The 13120-nt window shown below is 57.9% G+C and carries 13 protein-coding genes; 7 read left to right on the forward strand and 6 right to left on the reverse strand.

Translation table 11 applies throughout. The features are described from left to right. Positions 1-450, reverse strand: a 450-nt coding sequence (locus V7680_RS12375) for a sterol desaturase family protein (RefSeq protein WP_335653585.1), incomplete at its 3' end; no start/stop codon positions are given. Positions 451-540: 90 nt separating this feature from the next. Here V7680_RS12375 and V7680_RS12380 point away from each other — a divergent pair. Continuing rightward, positions 541-1206: a Crp/Fnr family transcriptional regulator gene (locus tag V7680_RS12380; protein ID WP_335653586.1), complete on the forward strand. Its 666-nt coding sequence runs from the start codon at positions 541-543 to the stop codon at positions 1204-1206. 196 nt (positions 1207-1402) lie between these two features. Here the strand turns inward: V7680_RS12380 and V7680_RS12385 are convergent, their stop codons facing one another. Next, entirely contained in the window at positions 1403-2065 is a 663-nt protein-coding gene (locus tag V7680_RS12385) for a TIGR02117 family protein (protein ID WP_335653587.1), read from the reverse strand. Between the two features lie 52 nt (positions 2066-2117). On the opposite strand from V7680_RS12385, the gene phhA reads away from it, so the two are divergent. Next, entirely contained in the window at positions 2118-3023 is a 906-nt protein-coding gene (gene phhA / locus V7680_RS12390) for a phenylalanine 4-monooxygenase (RefSeq protein WP_335653588.1), read from the forward strand. 390 nt (positions 3024-3413) lie between these two features. Here the strand turns inward: phhA and V7680_RS12395 are convergent, their stop codons facing one another. Both V7680_RS12395 and V7680_RS12400 read right to left on the reverse strand, forming a co-directional pair. Then, positions 3414-4397: a 50S ribosomal protein L11 methyltransferase gene (locus tag V7680_RS12395; protein WP_335653589.1), complete on the reverse strand. Its 984-nt coding sequence runs from the start codon at positions 4395-4397 to the stop codon at positions 3414-3416. Positions 4398-4409: 12 nt separating this feature from the next. After that, on the reverse strand, positions 4410-6290 hold the full coding sequence (locus tag V7680_RS12400) for an ABC-F family ATP-binding cassette domain-containing protein (RefSeq protein ID WP_335653590.1): 1881 nt from the start codon (positions 6288-6290) through the stop codon (positions 4410-4412). A 160-nt stretch (positions 6291-6450) separates the two neighbouring features. On the opposite strand from V7680_RS12400, the gene V7680_RS12405 reads away from it, so the two are divergent. Then, positions 6451-8085 carry a M20/M25/M40 family metallo-hydrolase gene (locus V7680_RS12405; RefSeq protein ID WP_442955021.1) on the forward strand — a complete coding sequence of 545 codons (1635 nt, stop codon included), beginning with the start codon at positions 6451-6453 and terminating at the stop codon, positions 8083-8085. 128 nt (positions 8086-8213) lie between these two features. Continuing rightward, entirely contained in the window at positions 8214-9506 is a 1293-nt protein-coding gene (locus tag V7680_RS12410; protein ID WP_335653597.1) for an MgtC/SapB family protein, read from the forward strand. A 15-nt stretch (positions 9507-9521) separates the two neighbouring features. Here V7680_RS12410 and V7680_RS12415 read toward each other — a convergent pair whose 3' ends face one another. Both V7680_RS12415 and V7680_RS12420 read right to left on the reverse strand, forming a co-directional pair. Next, a complete protein-coding gene (locus V7680_RS12415; RefSeq protein WP_335653591.1) occupies positions 9522-10202 on the reverse strand; it encodes a spermidine synthase in 681 nt (226 codons plus the stop codon). After that, positions 10199-10912, reverse strand: coding sequence for an SDR family NAD(P)-dependent oxidoreductase (locus V7680_RS12420; RefSeq protein WP_335653592.1), 714 nt, complete (start codon positions 10910-10912; stop codon positions 10199-10201). The genes V7680_RS12415 and V7680_RS12420 overlap by 4 nt, the downstream gene beginning before the upstream one ends. A 201-nt stretch (positions 10913-11113) precedes the next feature. Between V7680_RS12420 and sdhC the strand changes: the two genes are divergently transcribed. The 3 genes from sdhC to V7680_RS12435 all read left to right on the forward strand — a co-directional run. Next, positions 11114-11524: a succinate dehydrogenase, cytochrome b556 subunit gene (sdhC, locus tag V7680_RS12425; protein WP_335653593.1), complete on the forward strand. Its 411-nt coding sequence runs from the start codon at positions 11114-11116 to the stop codon at positions 11522-11524. Positions 11525-11542: 18 nt separating this feature from the next. Beyond that, positions 11543-11932, forward strand: a complete 390-nt coding sequence (gene sdhD / locus V7680_RS12430) for a succinate dehydrogenase, hydrophobic membrane anchor protein (RefSeq protein WP_335653594.1) — start codon at positions 11543-11545, stop codon at positions 11930-11932. Beyond that, the coding region (locus V7680_RS12435; RefSeq protein ID WP_335653595.1) for an FAD-binding protein at positions 11932-13120 on the forward strand (1189 nt) is incomplete at its 3' end. The genes sdhD and V7680_RS12435, both read left to right, overlap by 1 nt.

Raw genomic sequence — 13120 nt, forward strand, 5'->3', positions numbered from 1 at the left:
GCCGAGACCGAGATAGATCAGGGCGCCGGAAAACCAGATGCTCGGCATGGTGAGATAATAGAAGATATTGTTCCGGTAGACGAGGCGGACGCTCATGTATTTCGCATTATGATGCGAGCGGTGCAGATTGTAGAGGAAGGGGACGCTGTGCGACAGGCGGTGCCAGAAATATTGCATCATGTCGTCGAAGACCAGAAACAGCGCGATAGCGGCGATCAGGGGGATGCCGGCCAGAGCGCCTTGCCATTCGGGAGCCGCGCTGCCGAGTATGAAATGGGCGGCGAATATGATCGCAGGCTGGGTGATTGCCAGCAGCACGAACGAGCCGATAATCTCGACCATCGCATCGTCGCGGGTCTGCTCCGGCTTCCTGAACAGACGGGTGCGGAAAAATTCCAGAAGTCCGAAGACGAGGAATATGCCGGTGATTGCTAATAGCTCAGGACGCATGATGTCTCTCCCAGAGGATTGCTTGCGGATTTTTTCTAGCCGATCTATTCGTTCAGAAATGCAAACTAGTTATCATTCTTGCCATTATCCATGAACGCTCCCGCTCCGATGGCCGGGACTGGCTTTGTGAAAGCACTTCCCGAGAGGATTAGCCGCGATCTGCTGTCGCGCGGGCAGTTGCGGACCTTTGCCAAAGGCCAGATCATCCAGCAGCGCGGTGATGTGGCGAAGGAATTCTGGTATATCGAGAGCGGATCGGTGCAGGTCGGGCGCTATGGCATAGATGGACGGTTGACACTGTTCGCGCTGATCGGTGCCGGCGATACATTTGGTGAACTGGCTTTCATGGGCGAATTCCCGCGCACGGTGGATGCAATTGCCGGCAGCGACTGCCGCCTGATCCGGATCGGTCAAAGCGAGTTGCAGAGTTTGATGGATTCCGATCCGGCGGTCATCGGGCTGCTGCTCAAGACGATGGCGCTGACGGTGCAGGAGGCGTTTGACCTGATCGAGTCGAGCCGCAGCCTGTCGGTGCCGCAAAGGCTGGCGGTGGCGCTGCTCCAGCTTTGTGGCGATCAGGGCGATGGTACAGAGATCATGGTCACCCAGCAGGATCTGGCCGATCTGGTCGGGGTGTCGCGGGTGTCACTGGGCAAGGCGCTGGCCAGGCTGCAGGGCGTTGGGTTGGTCGAGCCGGGCTATGGGTCCGTGACGATCAGGGACCGGGCGGCCTTGCGGGATATGGTGGGCGGCTAGCGGCTTTATCGTTGGTCGCGAGCTTGCCCAAAGAGCGAAAGGCCTTGCCCAGACGAGAGGCGTGGTTCGACATGCTCACCACGAACGACATATTAGGGATAACCTGTTCGTCTTCGCCATAATCCGTTCGTCCTGAGCTTGTCGAAGGACATCTATCCGCCGAGAACTGCCGTCAGACAGGTTCGGCGTGAGCCGCTCACTCCACGCTTTCCGGCACCCAGCGCATCACGCCGCCCTGAAACGGGGTCCAGCGCCCGGTACGGACACCGGCCTGTTGCAGGATGTCGCTGGTCCAGTTGTTGCAGCTGTTGAACGCGCTGTAATAGCCGTGGGCTTCGTAGAACAGGTCATCCTTGCCATAGCCGGGTGACGGTTGGGCGCGGTAGTGATCGTCGAGCGCGAATTGGGCTTCTATTGCCGTCGCGATTTTGCGATATTCCTCGTGACTGACTTTCAGGGGTCGACGGTAATAGGGATAAGCCTGTGGATATCTCAGGTGGTAGACGTGGATAAGCACATCGCTGCTGCCGAAAACCGCGCTCAAGGCGTCGCCGGGCCGCAGGTCGGTCCACTCGCGGGTGTTGCGATAGACGCCTTCATGGCCCCAGCCGACCAATATATGGCTGCCGTAGCGTGACGGGTCGGTCATATCTTCGGGGCGGACCAGAGCAGTCCAGTCATGGACGTCGCTCCATAGGGGCATGATGATTCCGGTGTGCAGGCCATTGGTCTCGATGAATAAATCTACGCCATCATCAGGGCTTTGCCAGTCCTGATTGGCGGGCAGCAAGCTGCCGGCCAGAGCTGCGAGCAGATAGAAAGCGATCAACCCGCCCAGCGCAAGCGCTCCGTTTCTCAACCATTTTCGTGCCGTAGTTGCCATTGAAACCTTTTATGATGTATGATGCCCCATGCTCAAAACCACCGAACCTGCCAAGCCTGACAACCATGTCTATGACAAGCCGCCACCGCACGCAAATGCCGACTGGACGATTGATCAGGACTGGCAGAGCTATTCGGCGGAAGAGCACGAGACCTGGGACATATTATTTGCCCGCCAGCAGGAAATGCTGCCGGGCAGGGCGGCGCAGGCGTTTCTCGACGGCATTGATATATTGAAACTGTCGCAGCCAGGCATCCCCGATTTTGACGAACTCAACCGGATCCTGATGGATGCCACCGGATGGCAGGTTGTCGCGGTTCCCGGTCTGGTTCCGGATGATGTTTTTTTCGACCATCTCGCTAACCGGCGCTTTGTCTCGGGCAATTTCATCCGGCGGCGTGACCAGCTCGACTATTTGCAGGAACCGGATATTTTCCATGATGTCTTCGGCCATGTCCCGATGCTCGCAGACCAAAGATTCGGTGATTATATGGCGGCTTACGGGCGCGGGGGCTTAAGGGCGCTGAAATATGGCACGCTGAAACAGCTGGCCCGGCTGTACTGGTATACTGTGGAATTCGGCCTGATCCAGGAAGCGGAAGGCTTGCGGATTTACGGTGCGGGCATTGTGTCCAGCTATGGCGAGAGCGTCTTCGCGCTCGACGATCCCAGCCCCAACCGGATATTGTTCGATCTCGAACGGGTGCTGCGCACCGAGTACCGGATCGACGATTACCAGCAGAATTATTTCGTCATCCCGAGTTTGGACGAGTTGCTGCGGGTGACGGTGGAGACCGATTTCAAGCCGGTTTACGACAAGATTGCGAGCTTGCCCGATATCAAGATTGCCGAGATTATCGAGAGTGACGTGGTGCTGACCGAAGGGACGCAGGCCTATGCGCTTTCGCAATCGGGTGAGGCTGTGGTCGTTTGATCGCACGCCGATCCGTGGTGAGCGTCCGTATTGGACTCACGCGAAGCCGCAAAGAATTGCGCGCGTAAGTCCAGTCTTTGTGGCTTCGCGGCTTCGTGCGAGTTCTGACGATATTGCGCCTCACCGAAAACTGTACAGCAAGGGCCGGTTTCATTTTCTGCTCTGTCGCCCCAGCGCAGGCTGGGGCCTAAGCCGATTGGGAATGAGGGCGCAGCGGTTCCGCCACTCGCCATTGGTTTGGTGCCAGCCTTCGCTGGCATGACGGAGTTATCGTGATTGCGCTCATCTCTGTGGGATTCCAGCGACAGGTGCATCATTCCCCGAATTTATCCGGTCGTCTGATTGCATGCGTTTCCACACAGAGTTCCACATCAAGTGTTGAGCACAACCCTAAATCTCTCCGAAATAATCCGGAGCCAGCGGCGATTTCTTCCGCTTCGGCTGGCGTACTGGGCCATATTTCTTGGCCTTGACCAAAGTCAAGCACGGCCATTCATCCTCTAGCCTTGTGTGTCTCAGGCGAAATCCCTGGCGGAGATAGGCGCTGACGACTTCGGCTTTCTGGCGGGCGAGTAAACCGGCGAGGATGAGCACGGTTCCGGCGCTAGCGGCAGCGGCGATTTGCGGGGCTAGGCCGACCAGAGGGCCGGCTAGGATATTGGCGATGATCAGGTCATAGGGCGCGCGCTGTTCTAGCGCCGGGTGATCGAGGCCGTTGCTTTGCAGGATGCGGATCTGGCCCCGTCCATTACCCATCGCGATCGTATTGAGTTGGCAATTTTCTTCGGTTACCGCGACCGCGATCGGGTCGATATCGCTGGCGACGAGCTTGGCGTCGGGCCAGAGATGATAAGCGGCGAAAGCCAGCAGGCCGGTGCCGGTGCCGACATCTGCGATATTGCGGAACCGGTGGCCGGTGCGCTTGAGCCGGTCGAGACTGTGCAGACAGCCCATCGTTGTCTCATGATGGCCGGTGCCAAAGGCCTGACCGGCATCGATGCATAGATTGGTCAGCTTGGGATCATCTGACGGCATGTCGCTGGACGTATGAACGTGGAAACGGCCAGCACGCAGCGGTTCGAGACCCTGCTGGCTGAGCGTTACCCAGTCCTCGTCATCGAGCATTTCGACAATCGGTTCGAAAGCGGCTGCTTCGGCAGACGGCGACAATTGCAGTAGATTGTCGATCAGCGCGGTGTCCGGTTCGAACTGGCAATAGACGTCGATTATCCATTCGTCGGGGCGCTTGCTGTCACGTTCGCTGGCGACAATCGTCGGGGTGGAATCGCTACCCGCTATGAACAGCTGGTCTTCCGCCAGCATATCCGCTTCGGCGCGGGTGCAGGGGAGCGAGACTTTCCAGGTCGTGGTCACCGCAGCGCCCGATCAGCCATTGGCGTTGTCCTGTTCCAGCTTGTCGCTGGCCTCCATCCATTTTGCTTCGGCTGCATCCAGTGTATCCTGGGTTTCAGCGCGCAGCTTCATCAGCTCGGTCATCGACAGGCTGGCGTGTTTCGGTTCAGCCGATGCCGGATCGAACATCGCGCGATCGATCAGGGAAACTTCCTCGCCGAGGAGTTTCATCTGCTTTTCCGAAGCGGTGACGGTCTTGCGCAATTCACCTTGCTGTTTGCGGCGTTCGGCTGCGGCACGGCGTTCTTCCTTGCGGTTGCCGCCGCTGGCCTTGCCCGAGGCGGACCCGGGCTGGTTTTTGCCGAGGACGAAGTCGGTATAATCCTTGAGCGATCCGGAAAATTCCTCGGCCTTGCCGCTATCGACCATCATCAGGCGATCGGCGGTCAGCTCGAGCATGTGGCGGTCATGGCTGACCAGGATCACAGCGCCGCTATATTCGTTGAGCGCGTGGACCAATGCTTCGCGGGCGTCGACGTCGAGATGGTTTGTTGGCTCATCGAGGATCAGCAGATGCGGCGCATCGCGGGTGATCATCGCCAGTGCCAAGCGCGCGCGTTCGCCGCCGGAGAGCTTGCCGACCAATATCGTCGCCTTGTCGCCGGAAAAGCCGAAACGGCCAAGCTGCGCGCGCACCGCGCCGGGCTTGGCGTCCTTCATCAGCCGCGTCATATGTTCCAGTGGCGTGTCGTTGGTATCCAGTTCCTCGACCTGATATTGGGTGAAATAGCCGACGGTCAGCTTGGCCGATTTGTTGATCGCGCCTTTCTTGGGCTCAAGCTGGCTAGCGAGCAGCCGGGCTAGTGTGGTCTTGCCGTTGCCGTTGCGACCGAGCAATGCGGTACGATCATCGGGATCAAGCCGCATATTGAGGCCGGACAGGATGATATTGTCACCATAGCCTACCGAAGCGTCATCAAGCGTGATCAAAGGCGGTTTCAGTTCTGCCGGGCTGGGGAAATGGAAGGTCAGCGAGGGATCGTCAATCGCAGCGGCGATCGGTTCCATGCGGGCGAGCGCCTTGACCCGGCTCTGCGCCTGTTTCGCGCTATGGGCTTTGGCACCCCAGCGGGACACGTAGGATTCGAGCTTCTCGCGCTGGGCAATCTGCTTCTCGCGCGAGGAGGCGAGCTGGGCCTGCCGTTCCGCGCGCTGTTTCTCGAACGCGTCATAGCCGCCGGGATAAAGTGTGGTTGTGCCGTGCTGCAGATGAAGAATATGGTCGACGACATTATTGAGCAGATCGCGTTCATGGCTGATCACCAGGATGGTCGCCTGATAGCTGGTCAGGAAATTCTCAAGCCAAAGAGTCGCTTCGAGGTCGAGGTGGTTTGACGGCTCATCGAGCAGCAATACTTCAGGTTGCGAGAATAGCAGAGCCGCGAGCGCGACGCGCATACGCCAGCCGCCGGAGAAACTGTCCATCGGTTGCTGCTGGGCGGCTTCGTCGAAGCCCAGCCCGATCAATATCTTGGCTGCGCGTGCCGGAGCGCTATGCGCCTCGATCATGTTGAGCCGTTCGTGGATTTCGCCAATCCGGTGCGGGTCGGCGGCGGTTTCCGCTTCAGCAAGCAGGGATGCGCGCTCGACATCTGCGGCGAGCACGGTATCCAGCGGGCTATCCTGACCAGCCGGCGCTTCCTGCGCGATATAGCCCATTCGGGCATCCTTGGGCATGTCGACGCTGCCGTCGTCGGGTTCGAGGAACCCTGCAATAACCTTCATCAGAGTCGATTTGCCGGCGCCATTGCGGCCGATCATCCCGACGCGCGCGCCGGGGGGCAGTGCAGCGGTTGCACCATCAAGGATTACAGTGCCGCCGAGGCGCACGGTTATATTACTGAAATTAAGCATCGGCAGCCGTTAGCCGAGCAAGCGCATTAGTGCAAAAGATAGCGTAAAAAACTTCTCGTGCAAAAGCAGGTTGATAAGCTAATATTGTCCATATTATCGATTTTTCAGGAGTTTTTCATTGTCCCTAGGCCGCAAAGCTACATTATTTTCCGCCACCGCCATGATGATCTTCTCGCCGGTCAACGCCCAGGAAGCGGACCAGCCGATCGAGATAAGCGCTGCAGAAATCACCCGCACGGTCAAGACGATGACACTGGATCAGTTTGAAGGGCGCGCTCCGGGGACTGTCGGCGAAGAAAGGACGATCGGATATTTGATCGGACGGTTCGAGGCTTTGGGGCTCGAACCCGGTGGTGTCGACGGCTCTTGGACTCAGCCGGTGCCGTTGTTGCACACGACACTGGGCAAGCCGGAAACATTATCGATAGCAAGAAACGGTTCAGCCAAGCCGATGCAGGCCGGCAAGGATATCTACGTGTCGACGCTCCAGCCAAAGGATCAGGCGGTTGTTGCTGGCGCAGAGATGGTTTTTGTCGGCTATGGTGTGACCGCACCGGAACGCGGATGGGACGATTTCAAAGATGCAGACCTGACAGGAAAAGTCGCCGTATTTCTGGTCAACGACCCTGACTTTGCCGCCGCCGCGAACGAGCCGGTTGCTGGCAAATTCGGTGGTCGTGCGATGACCTATTATGGCCGATGGACTTATAAATTCGAAGAAGCATCGCGGCGCGGCGCGGTAGCGGCGCTGATCATCCACGAGACCGAAGCCGCGGGCTACGGCTGGAGCGTGGTCGAAAGCCCGCAGGGTGAGAATTACGGGACCGTCAAGCCCGATGGTCAGATGACGAGCCTGGCTTTGCAGGGGTGGATAAGCGGAGGTGCTGCGCAGACAATATTCGACGATGCGGGGCTGGACTTGGCAAAATTGCGGGTTGCAGCGAGAAACAAGGATTTCAAACCAGTGCCGCTCGGCGCGACATTCGCAGCTTCCTATCCGGTGAAACAGGAGGTTGTGAAAAGCCAGAATGTATTTGGCAAGATCACCGGCAAGTCACGGCCTGAAGAAACGGTCATCTTTGGCGCCCATTGGGATGCTTATGGCGAGGGTCCGCCGGACGCGGACGGGAACATTTATCGTTCCGGCGCCAATGACGATGCGCTCGGCATGGCCGGCATCATGGAAATTGCCCGCAAGTTCAAATCCATGCCGCAGCCTGACCGGACCATCGTGATCGCGGCATGGACCGCGGAAGAGCGCGGCTTGCTGGGCTCCGAAGTCTATGCGCAGAATCCGATCTATCCGGTCGAAACAACCGTTGCCAATCTGGCGATTGATGTCCTGCAAACAGCGGGCAAGGCCAAGGACGTGATATTAGTCGGCAAGGGCCAGGGGACACTGGAAGACGATCTGGCCAAATTTGCAAAATTGCAGGGACGTGTGGTTACCGAAGAAAGCCTGCCCGAACGCGGCCTGTTTTTTCGTGCGGATCATTTCTCCTTGGCAAAGCGCGGCGTGCCGGTTCTCCTGATGATGAGCCTTGCTGGCGCATCCGATCTGGTAGCGGGCGGCAGGAAAGCAGGCCAGAAGTGGATCGATGACTATACCGGCAAATGTTATCACGCGGCCTGCGATGCCTGGTCGCCGGACTGGAACCTGACCGGCGCGGTGCAGGATATCGATGTGATGTTCGACATCGGCAACAGACTTGCTTACTCAAAGGACTGGCCGGAATGGAAGGCCGGTTCCGAATTCAAGGAACTGCGCGATGCGAGCGCCGAAGCGCGGCAGTAGGCCGGTATCTTGCACTGTTCCGAGGCAGCTTATGGGTAATTACGTATAGGTAAATGCTGGCATCAATCTAACCAACGGCAGATGAGCTTTGCCAAAACCGACATCCGCGACGGGACATTATATTGGCAATGCTGACAGATTTCTCTGGTGAGTGGTTGATTTACCGCGACCTTGCGATCGCATTGGCGGCAGGCTTGCTGATCGGTGTCGAGCGCGGTTGGACGATGCGGGCCGAGCGCAAGGGCGCCCGGGTTGCCGGAATTCGTACTTTCGGTCTGATTGCCGGCGTTGGCGGTCTGGTCGCGCTGATTGCGCAAAGCCTCAATCTGATAATGGCAGCGATCCTGCTTGCCGGCATAGTGATCATGTTGGGATTCAGTCACGCCAAGACGATCCACGAACCGGACGGGCGCAGCATCACCAATTTTGTAGTCTCGCTTTTGACGCTCTGTCTCGGGCTTCTGGCCGGGAGCGGTTATCCCGCGCTGGCCATGGCCGGAGCGGCGATTACGACAGGATTGCTGTCGATGCGGTCGGAACTCCATGGATTTCTGGGCAAGCTCGGATCGACCGATATCAATGTGATGATCCGCTTTGCATTGATCGCCCTTGCAGTTTTGCCATTTCTCCCGAACCGTGATTTCGGGCCATATGATGCGTTCAATCTCCAGCAATTATGGTTTGTTGTCATATTGGTCACCGGCCTGTCTTTTGCCGGCTATATCGCCAACCGGCTATTTGGCGAGGCCCACGGAACGGTTGTGACCGCGGTTATTGGCGGCGCCTATAGTTCCACCGCGGTCACCGCATCGCTGGCCCAGCGGTTGCGCGGCGAAGATAGCAATAGGCGCACATTATCGGCCGGTATCGCGCTGGCGTCGTCGGTAATGTATGTCCGGGTGTTGTTGTTGACCTTCATCCTTGCGAATTTCGCCTTCATTCCGCTGGCGATGATATTGACACCGGCCGCGTTGGTCGGGGGAACCATCGGCTTGCTGCTGTTGCGCCGCAGCGGTGCTGCGAAGACGGATAAGAGCGTGGAAACGCGGAACCCTGTGCGCTTACTACCCGCTTTCTTCTTCGCGCTGACGGTTGCGGTGATGTCGCTGGCCGCGCGGTGGGCGGAGGCCAAATTCGGTACCAGCGGGATTGCCTATCTGGTTTTGATCATGGGGTCATTTGATGTTGATGCCGCGATAATAACGCTGGGGGCGCTGGCGCCGGACACGATAATTTCCAATCTTGCAGGCTTCGTGCTGGCGATGACGGTATTGGCCAATATGATTTTTAAAACCGGCGTTGCCGGCTTTACCGCTGGCTGGAAGAACGGACGGTCGGCGGTAGCCGCGCTGGCTGCGAGCAGCATTGTTCTGGCTATCGCTGGTCTGGTGAGTTTTACGGCGTTTGATATCCGTTTCTGAACGCTGCAGTCGCCGCTAGCCGTTGTTTGCCAGCCAGATCGTGTGTTTGGCGCCTTTGCCATTGCTCCGCGCCGGGACGCTATTCACATCAACCGTGAAACCGGATTTTTTCAGTCGTGACGTAAACCGCGTATCGCCTTCGCTAGACCAGACCGCCAATATACCGTTCGAACGCAGCGCCTTCTTGGCCATCGCCAGTCCCGCCATGCTGTAGAGCCGGTCATTGGCTTCGTGGGTCAGGCCGTCGGGACCATTATCGACATCGAGCAATATGGCATCATATTCGCGGTCTGCCTTGTTGATGACATCGCACACGTCACCGGTGGTAATGGTGACGCGGCTGTCGTCGAGACATTTCTGCGACAGATCGGCCATCGGCCCGCGCGCCCATTTTACGATGGCGGGGATCAGTTCAATCACCTCGACATGCGCCTGCGGTGGCAAAACCGACAGAGCAGCGCGCAAGGTAAAGCCCATCCCGTAGCCGCCGATCAATATCCGTGGGTTTTTCACCCCGAGGCGACCGCAGGTTAAAGTGGCCAGCGCTTCTTCCGATCCGCTCAGCCGGCTGTTCATCAGCTCGATCCGGCCGAGCATGATCGAATATTCGTCCGCACCCTTGAGTTCGCGGCGGAACAGGCGGAGTTCACCGCCGCCAGGGATGAGCGCAGTATCAAGCAGTTCACGGGCGATCATCGGACAAAACTCGCGCCATTGGCGTCGAGCACTGCGCCGGTCATGCTCGGCGGGGCGTCAAGCGCGCAATAGTGGGCGATCGAGGCGATTTCTTCGGGCTGTGCGACCCGGCCCAGCGGAATGTCGGCGAGCAATTTGTCGCCGCCGCGGCTTTCCAGATAATCCTCCGCCATATCGGTCATGGTGAAGCCGGGGCAGATAGCGAAGGCGAGAATTCCGTCTTTCGCATAGGCTCTGGCGATGGTCTTGGTCATCGCCACCATCCCGGCCTTGGACGCTGCATAATGCCAATGGTTGGGACTGTCCCCGCGATAAGCGGCCCGGCTGGCGATATTAATGATGCGGCCCGGCTCATTGCGCTGTTGAAAATGCAGGACCGCGAGGCGGCAAAGCTCTGCAGATGCCGTCAGGTTTATGGTCATGGTCCGGTTCCAGCTTTCCAGCCAGTCGTCAGAAGCGATCGGATTCGGTTCGAACAGCCCGGCATTGTTGACCAGCACGTCGACGCGCCCGTCGAGCCTTTCAAGCGCCTGCTCCCAGAGCATGGCGGCGGCGCCATGCTGCGAGAAATCAGCAGCGATGAGGTCATTTTTGCCCTTAGTGCTTTGTCCAACGACCGTCACGTTGTCCCGATCAAGCGAGTCGACAATAGCCTCGCCAATGCCTCGGCTGGCGCCGGTTACCAATATATGTGTTTTTGATTTGCTCATGCTGGATTGACTAGAACGACAACGGCCGCGCGTCCATGGATGATGCAGATTTCATGATTTGCATCCCTGCTGCACGATTTTGCACTAATAAAATGCCTAAATCAGGCGCATCCGGTTTGCATGATACGTGCTTTTCGCTAAAGCATTGGTTTGATTTCAAAGACTCCGGCATGATCCGGAGAGATTGTTCAGGGGAATACCATGGCCGGCGCATCAGGCTCAGAATCGAACAGACCGCTCTCACCGCATCTGCAGGTGTATAAATGGGGGCCGCATATGCTGGTGTCCATTCTCCACCGAGTGACCGGTGACGGCATGGCTTTGGTCGGTGTACCCTTGCTGGTCTGGTGGCTCTACGCCATTTCGGCCGGACCGGAGAGCTATGAATATTTTCTAAGCTGGTTCAACTTTTACTATCTCGGCTATATTATTCTCGTCGGGATGAGCTTTGCCTTTTTCGAGCATATGTTCTCCGGATTGCGCCATTTCGTGATGGATGCGGGTGCGGGCTACGAACTGCAAACCAATAAAATGTGGTCGGTCGCCGTGCCTTTGGCTGCGGTCATCACCACCGGCTCGATGTGGCTCTACATTGTTTTCAAGAATTTTTGACAGGTTAGGTATCAGATCATGGGTTCAGGAACCAATATCGGCCGGGTGCGCGGCCTCGGATCAGCGCAAGAAGGCGCGCATCATTGGGTAATGCAGCGGGTCACCGCAGTGAGCAATTTGCTGCTGGTCTTGTGGCTGGTCTTTTCACTCATCCGTTTGCCTAATTACGAGCATGAGTTGATTATCCAATGGCTTTCTTCGCCATTGGTCGCTGTGCCGATGATGTTGATGCTGGTCAGCATCTTCTGGCATTTGCGCATCGGATTGCAGGTATTGATCGAGGATTATGTTCCGGATCATGGAGTCAGGTTCGGCCTGATCATCCTGCTCAACTTTTTCGCCATCGGCGGCGCGGCGCTGGGAATTTTCTCGGTCGCGAAAATAGCCTTTACCGGAGTGGTAGCATAATGACTGAACAATCCACCCAGCCTGCTTACAAGATCATCGATCACACCTATGACACTGTGGTTGTCGGCGCCGGGGGCTCCGGCCTGCGCGCGACCATGGGCGCTGCAGAAACGGGCCTGAAAACAGCCTGTATCACCAAAGTCTTCCCGACCCGCTCGCACACGGTTGCAGCGCAGGGCGGTATCGCCGCATCTCTGGGCAACAACACGCCCGACCACTGGACCTGGCATATGTATGACACGGTCAAGGGATCGGACTGGCTCGGCGATCAGGACGCAATCGAATATCTGGTGCGCGAAGCACCGCAGGCGGTTTACGAGCTGGAACATGCCGGCGTGCCGTTCTCGCGCAACGAAGACGGCACCATCTACCAGCGCCCGTTTGGCGGCCATATGCAGAATATGGGCGAGGGGCCTCCGGTCCAGCGTACCTGCGCCGCAGCCGACCGTACCGGCCATGCGATGCTGCACGCGCTCTACCAGCAGAGCCTGAAATATGACGCAGATTTCTTCATCGAATATTTCGCCATCGACCTGATCATGGAAGACGGCGAATGCCGGGGCGTGATCGCTCTGTGTCTCGAAGACGGTTCGATCCACCGGTTCCGCAGCCACGCTGTGGTACTGGCCACCGGCGGTGCCGGCCGCTGCTATTTCAGCGCAACCTCTGCCCACACCTGCACCGGTGATGGCGGCGGTATGGTGCTGCGCGCTGGTCTGCCATTGCAGGACATGGAATTTGTCCAGTTTCACCCGACCGGCATTTACGGTGCGGGCGTATTGATTACCGAAGGCGCACGTGGCGAGGGCGGTTATCTGACCAATAGTGAAGGCGAGCGTTTCATGGAACGCTATGCTCCGAGCGCCAAGGATCTGGCTAGCCGTGACGTTGTCTCGCGCTGCATGGCGACCGAAATCCGCGAAGGCCGCGGCGTTGGGCCGGAGAAAGATCATATCTATCTCCACCTCGACCATATCGCGCCTGAAGTGCTGGCCGAACGGCTGCCGGGTATCACAGAAACCGGCAAGATTTTTGCTGGCGTCGACCTGACCCGCGAAGCTTTGCCGGTCGTTCCGACGGTCCATTATAATATGGGCGGCATACCCTGTAACTATCATGGCGAAGTGATCAACCCGACCAAGGATGATCCGGACGCGATTGTACCGGGTCTTTATTCCGTTGGTGAAG

It is taken from the genome of Parasphingorhabdus sp. (assembly GCF_036963705.1).
Lineage (GTDB): Bacteria > Pseudomonadota > Alphaproteobacteria > Sphingomonadales > Sphingomonadaceae > Parasphingorhabdus.

Bases quoted from the DNA above. Each gene is read 5' to 3' on its own strand.
- V7680_RS12415 (WP_335653591.1), bottom strand. From the start codon at position 10,202: ATGATCGCCCGTGAACTGCTTGATACTGCGCTCATCCCTGGCGGCGGT.
- V7680_RS12410 (WP_335653597.1), top strand. From the start codon at position 8,214: ATGCTGACAGATTTCTCTGGTGAGTGGTTGATTTACCGCGACCTTGCG.
- V7680_RS12405 (WP_442955021.1), top strand. From the start codon at position 6,451: ATGATGATCTTCTCGCCGGTCAACGCCCAGGAAGCGGACCAGCCGATC.
- V7680_RS12380 (WP_335653586.1), top strand. From the start codon at position 541: ATGAACGCTCCCGCTCCGATGGCCGGGACTGGCTTTGTGAAAGCACTT.
- phhA (WP_335653588.1), top strand. From the start codon at position 2,118: ATGCTCAAAACCACCGAACCTGCCAAGCCTGACAACCATGTCTATGAC.
- V7680_RS12420 (WP_335653592.1), bottom strand. From the start codon at position 10,912: ATGAGCAAATCAAAAACACATATATTGGTAACCGGCGCCAGCCGAGGC.
- V7680_RS12400 (WP_335653590.1), bottom strand. From the start codon at position 6,290: ATGCTTAATTTCAGTAATATAACCGTGCGCCTCGGCGGCACTGTAATC.
- sdhC (WP_335653593.1), top strand. From the start codon at position 11,114: ATGGCCGGCGCATCAGGCTCAGAATCGAACAGACCGCTCTCACCGCAT.
- sdhD (WP_335653594.1), top strand. From the start codon at position 11,543: ATGGGTTCAGGAACCAATATCGGCCGGGTGCGCGGCCTCGGATCAGCG.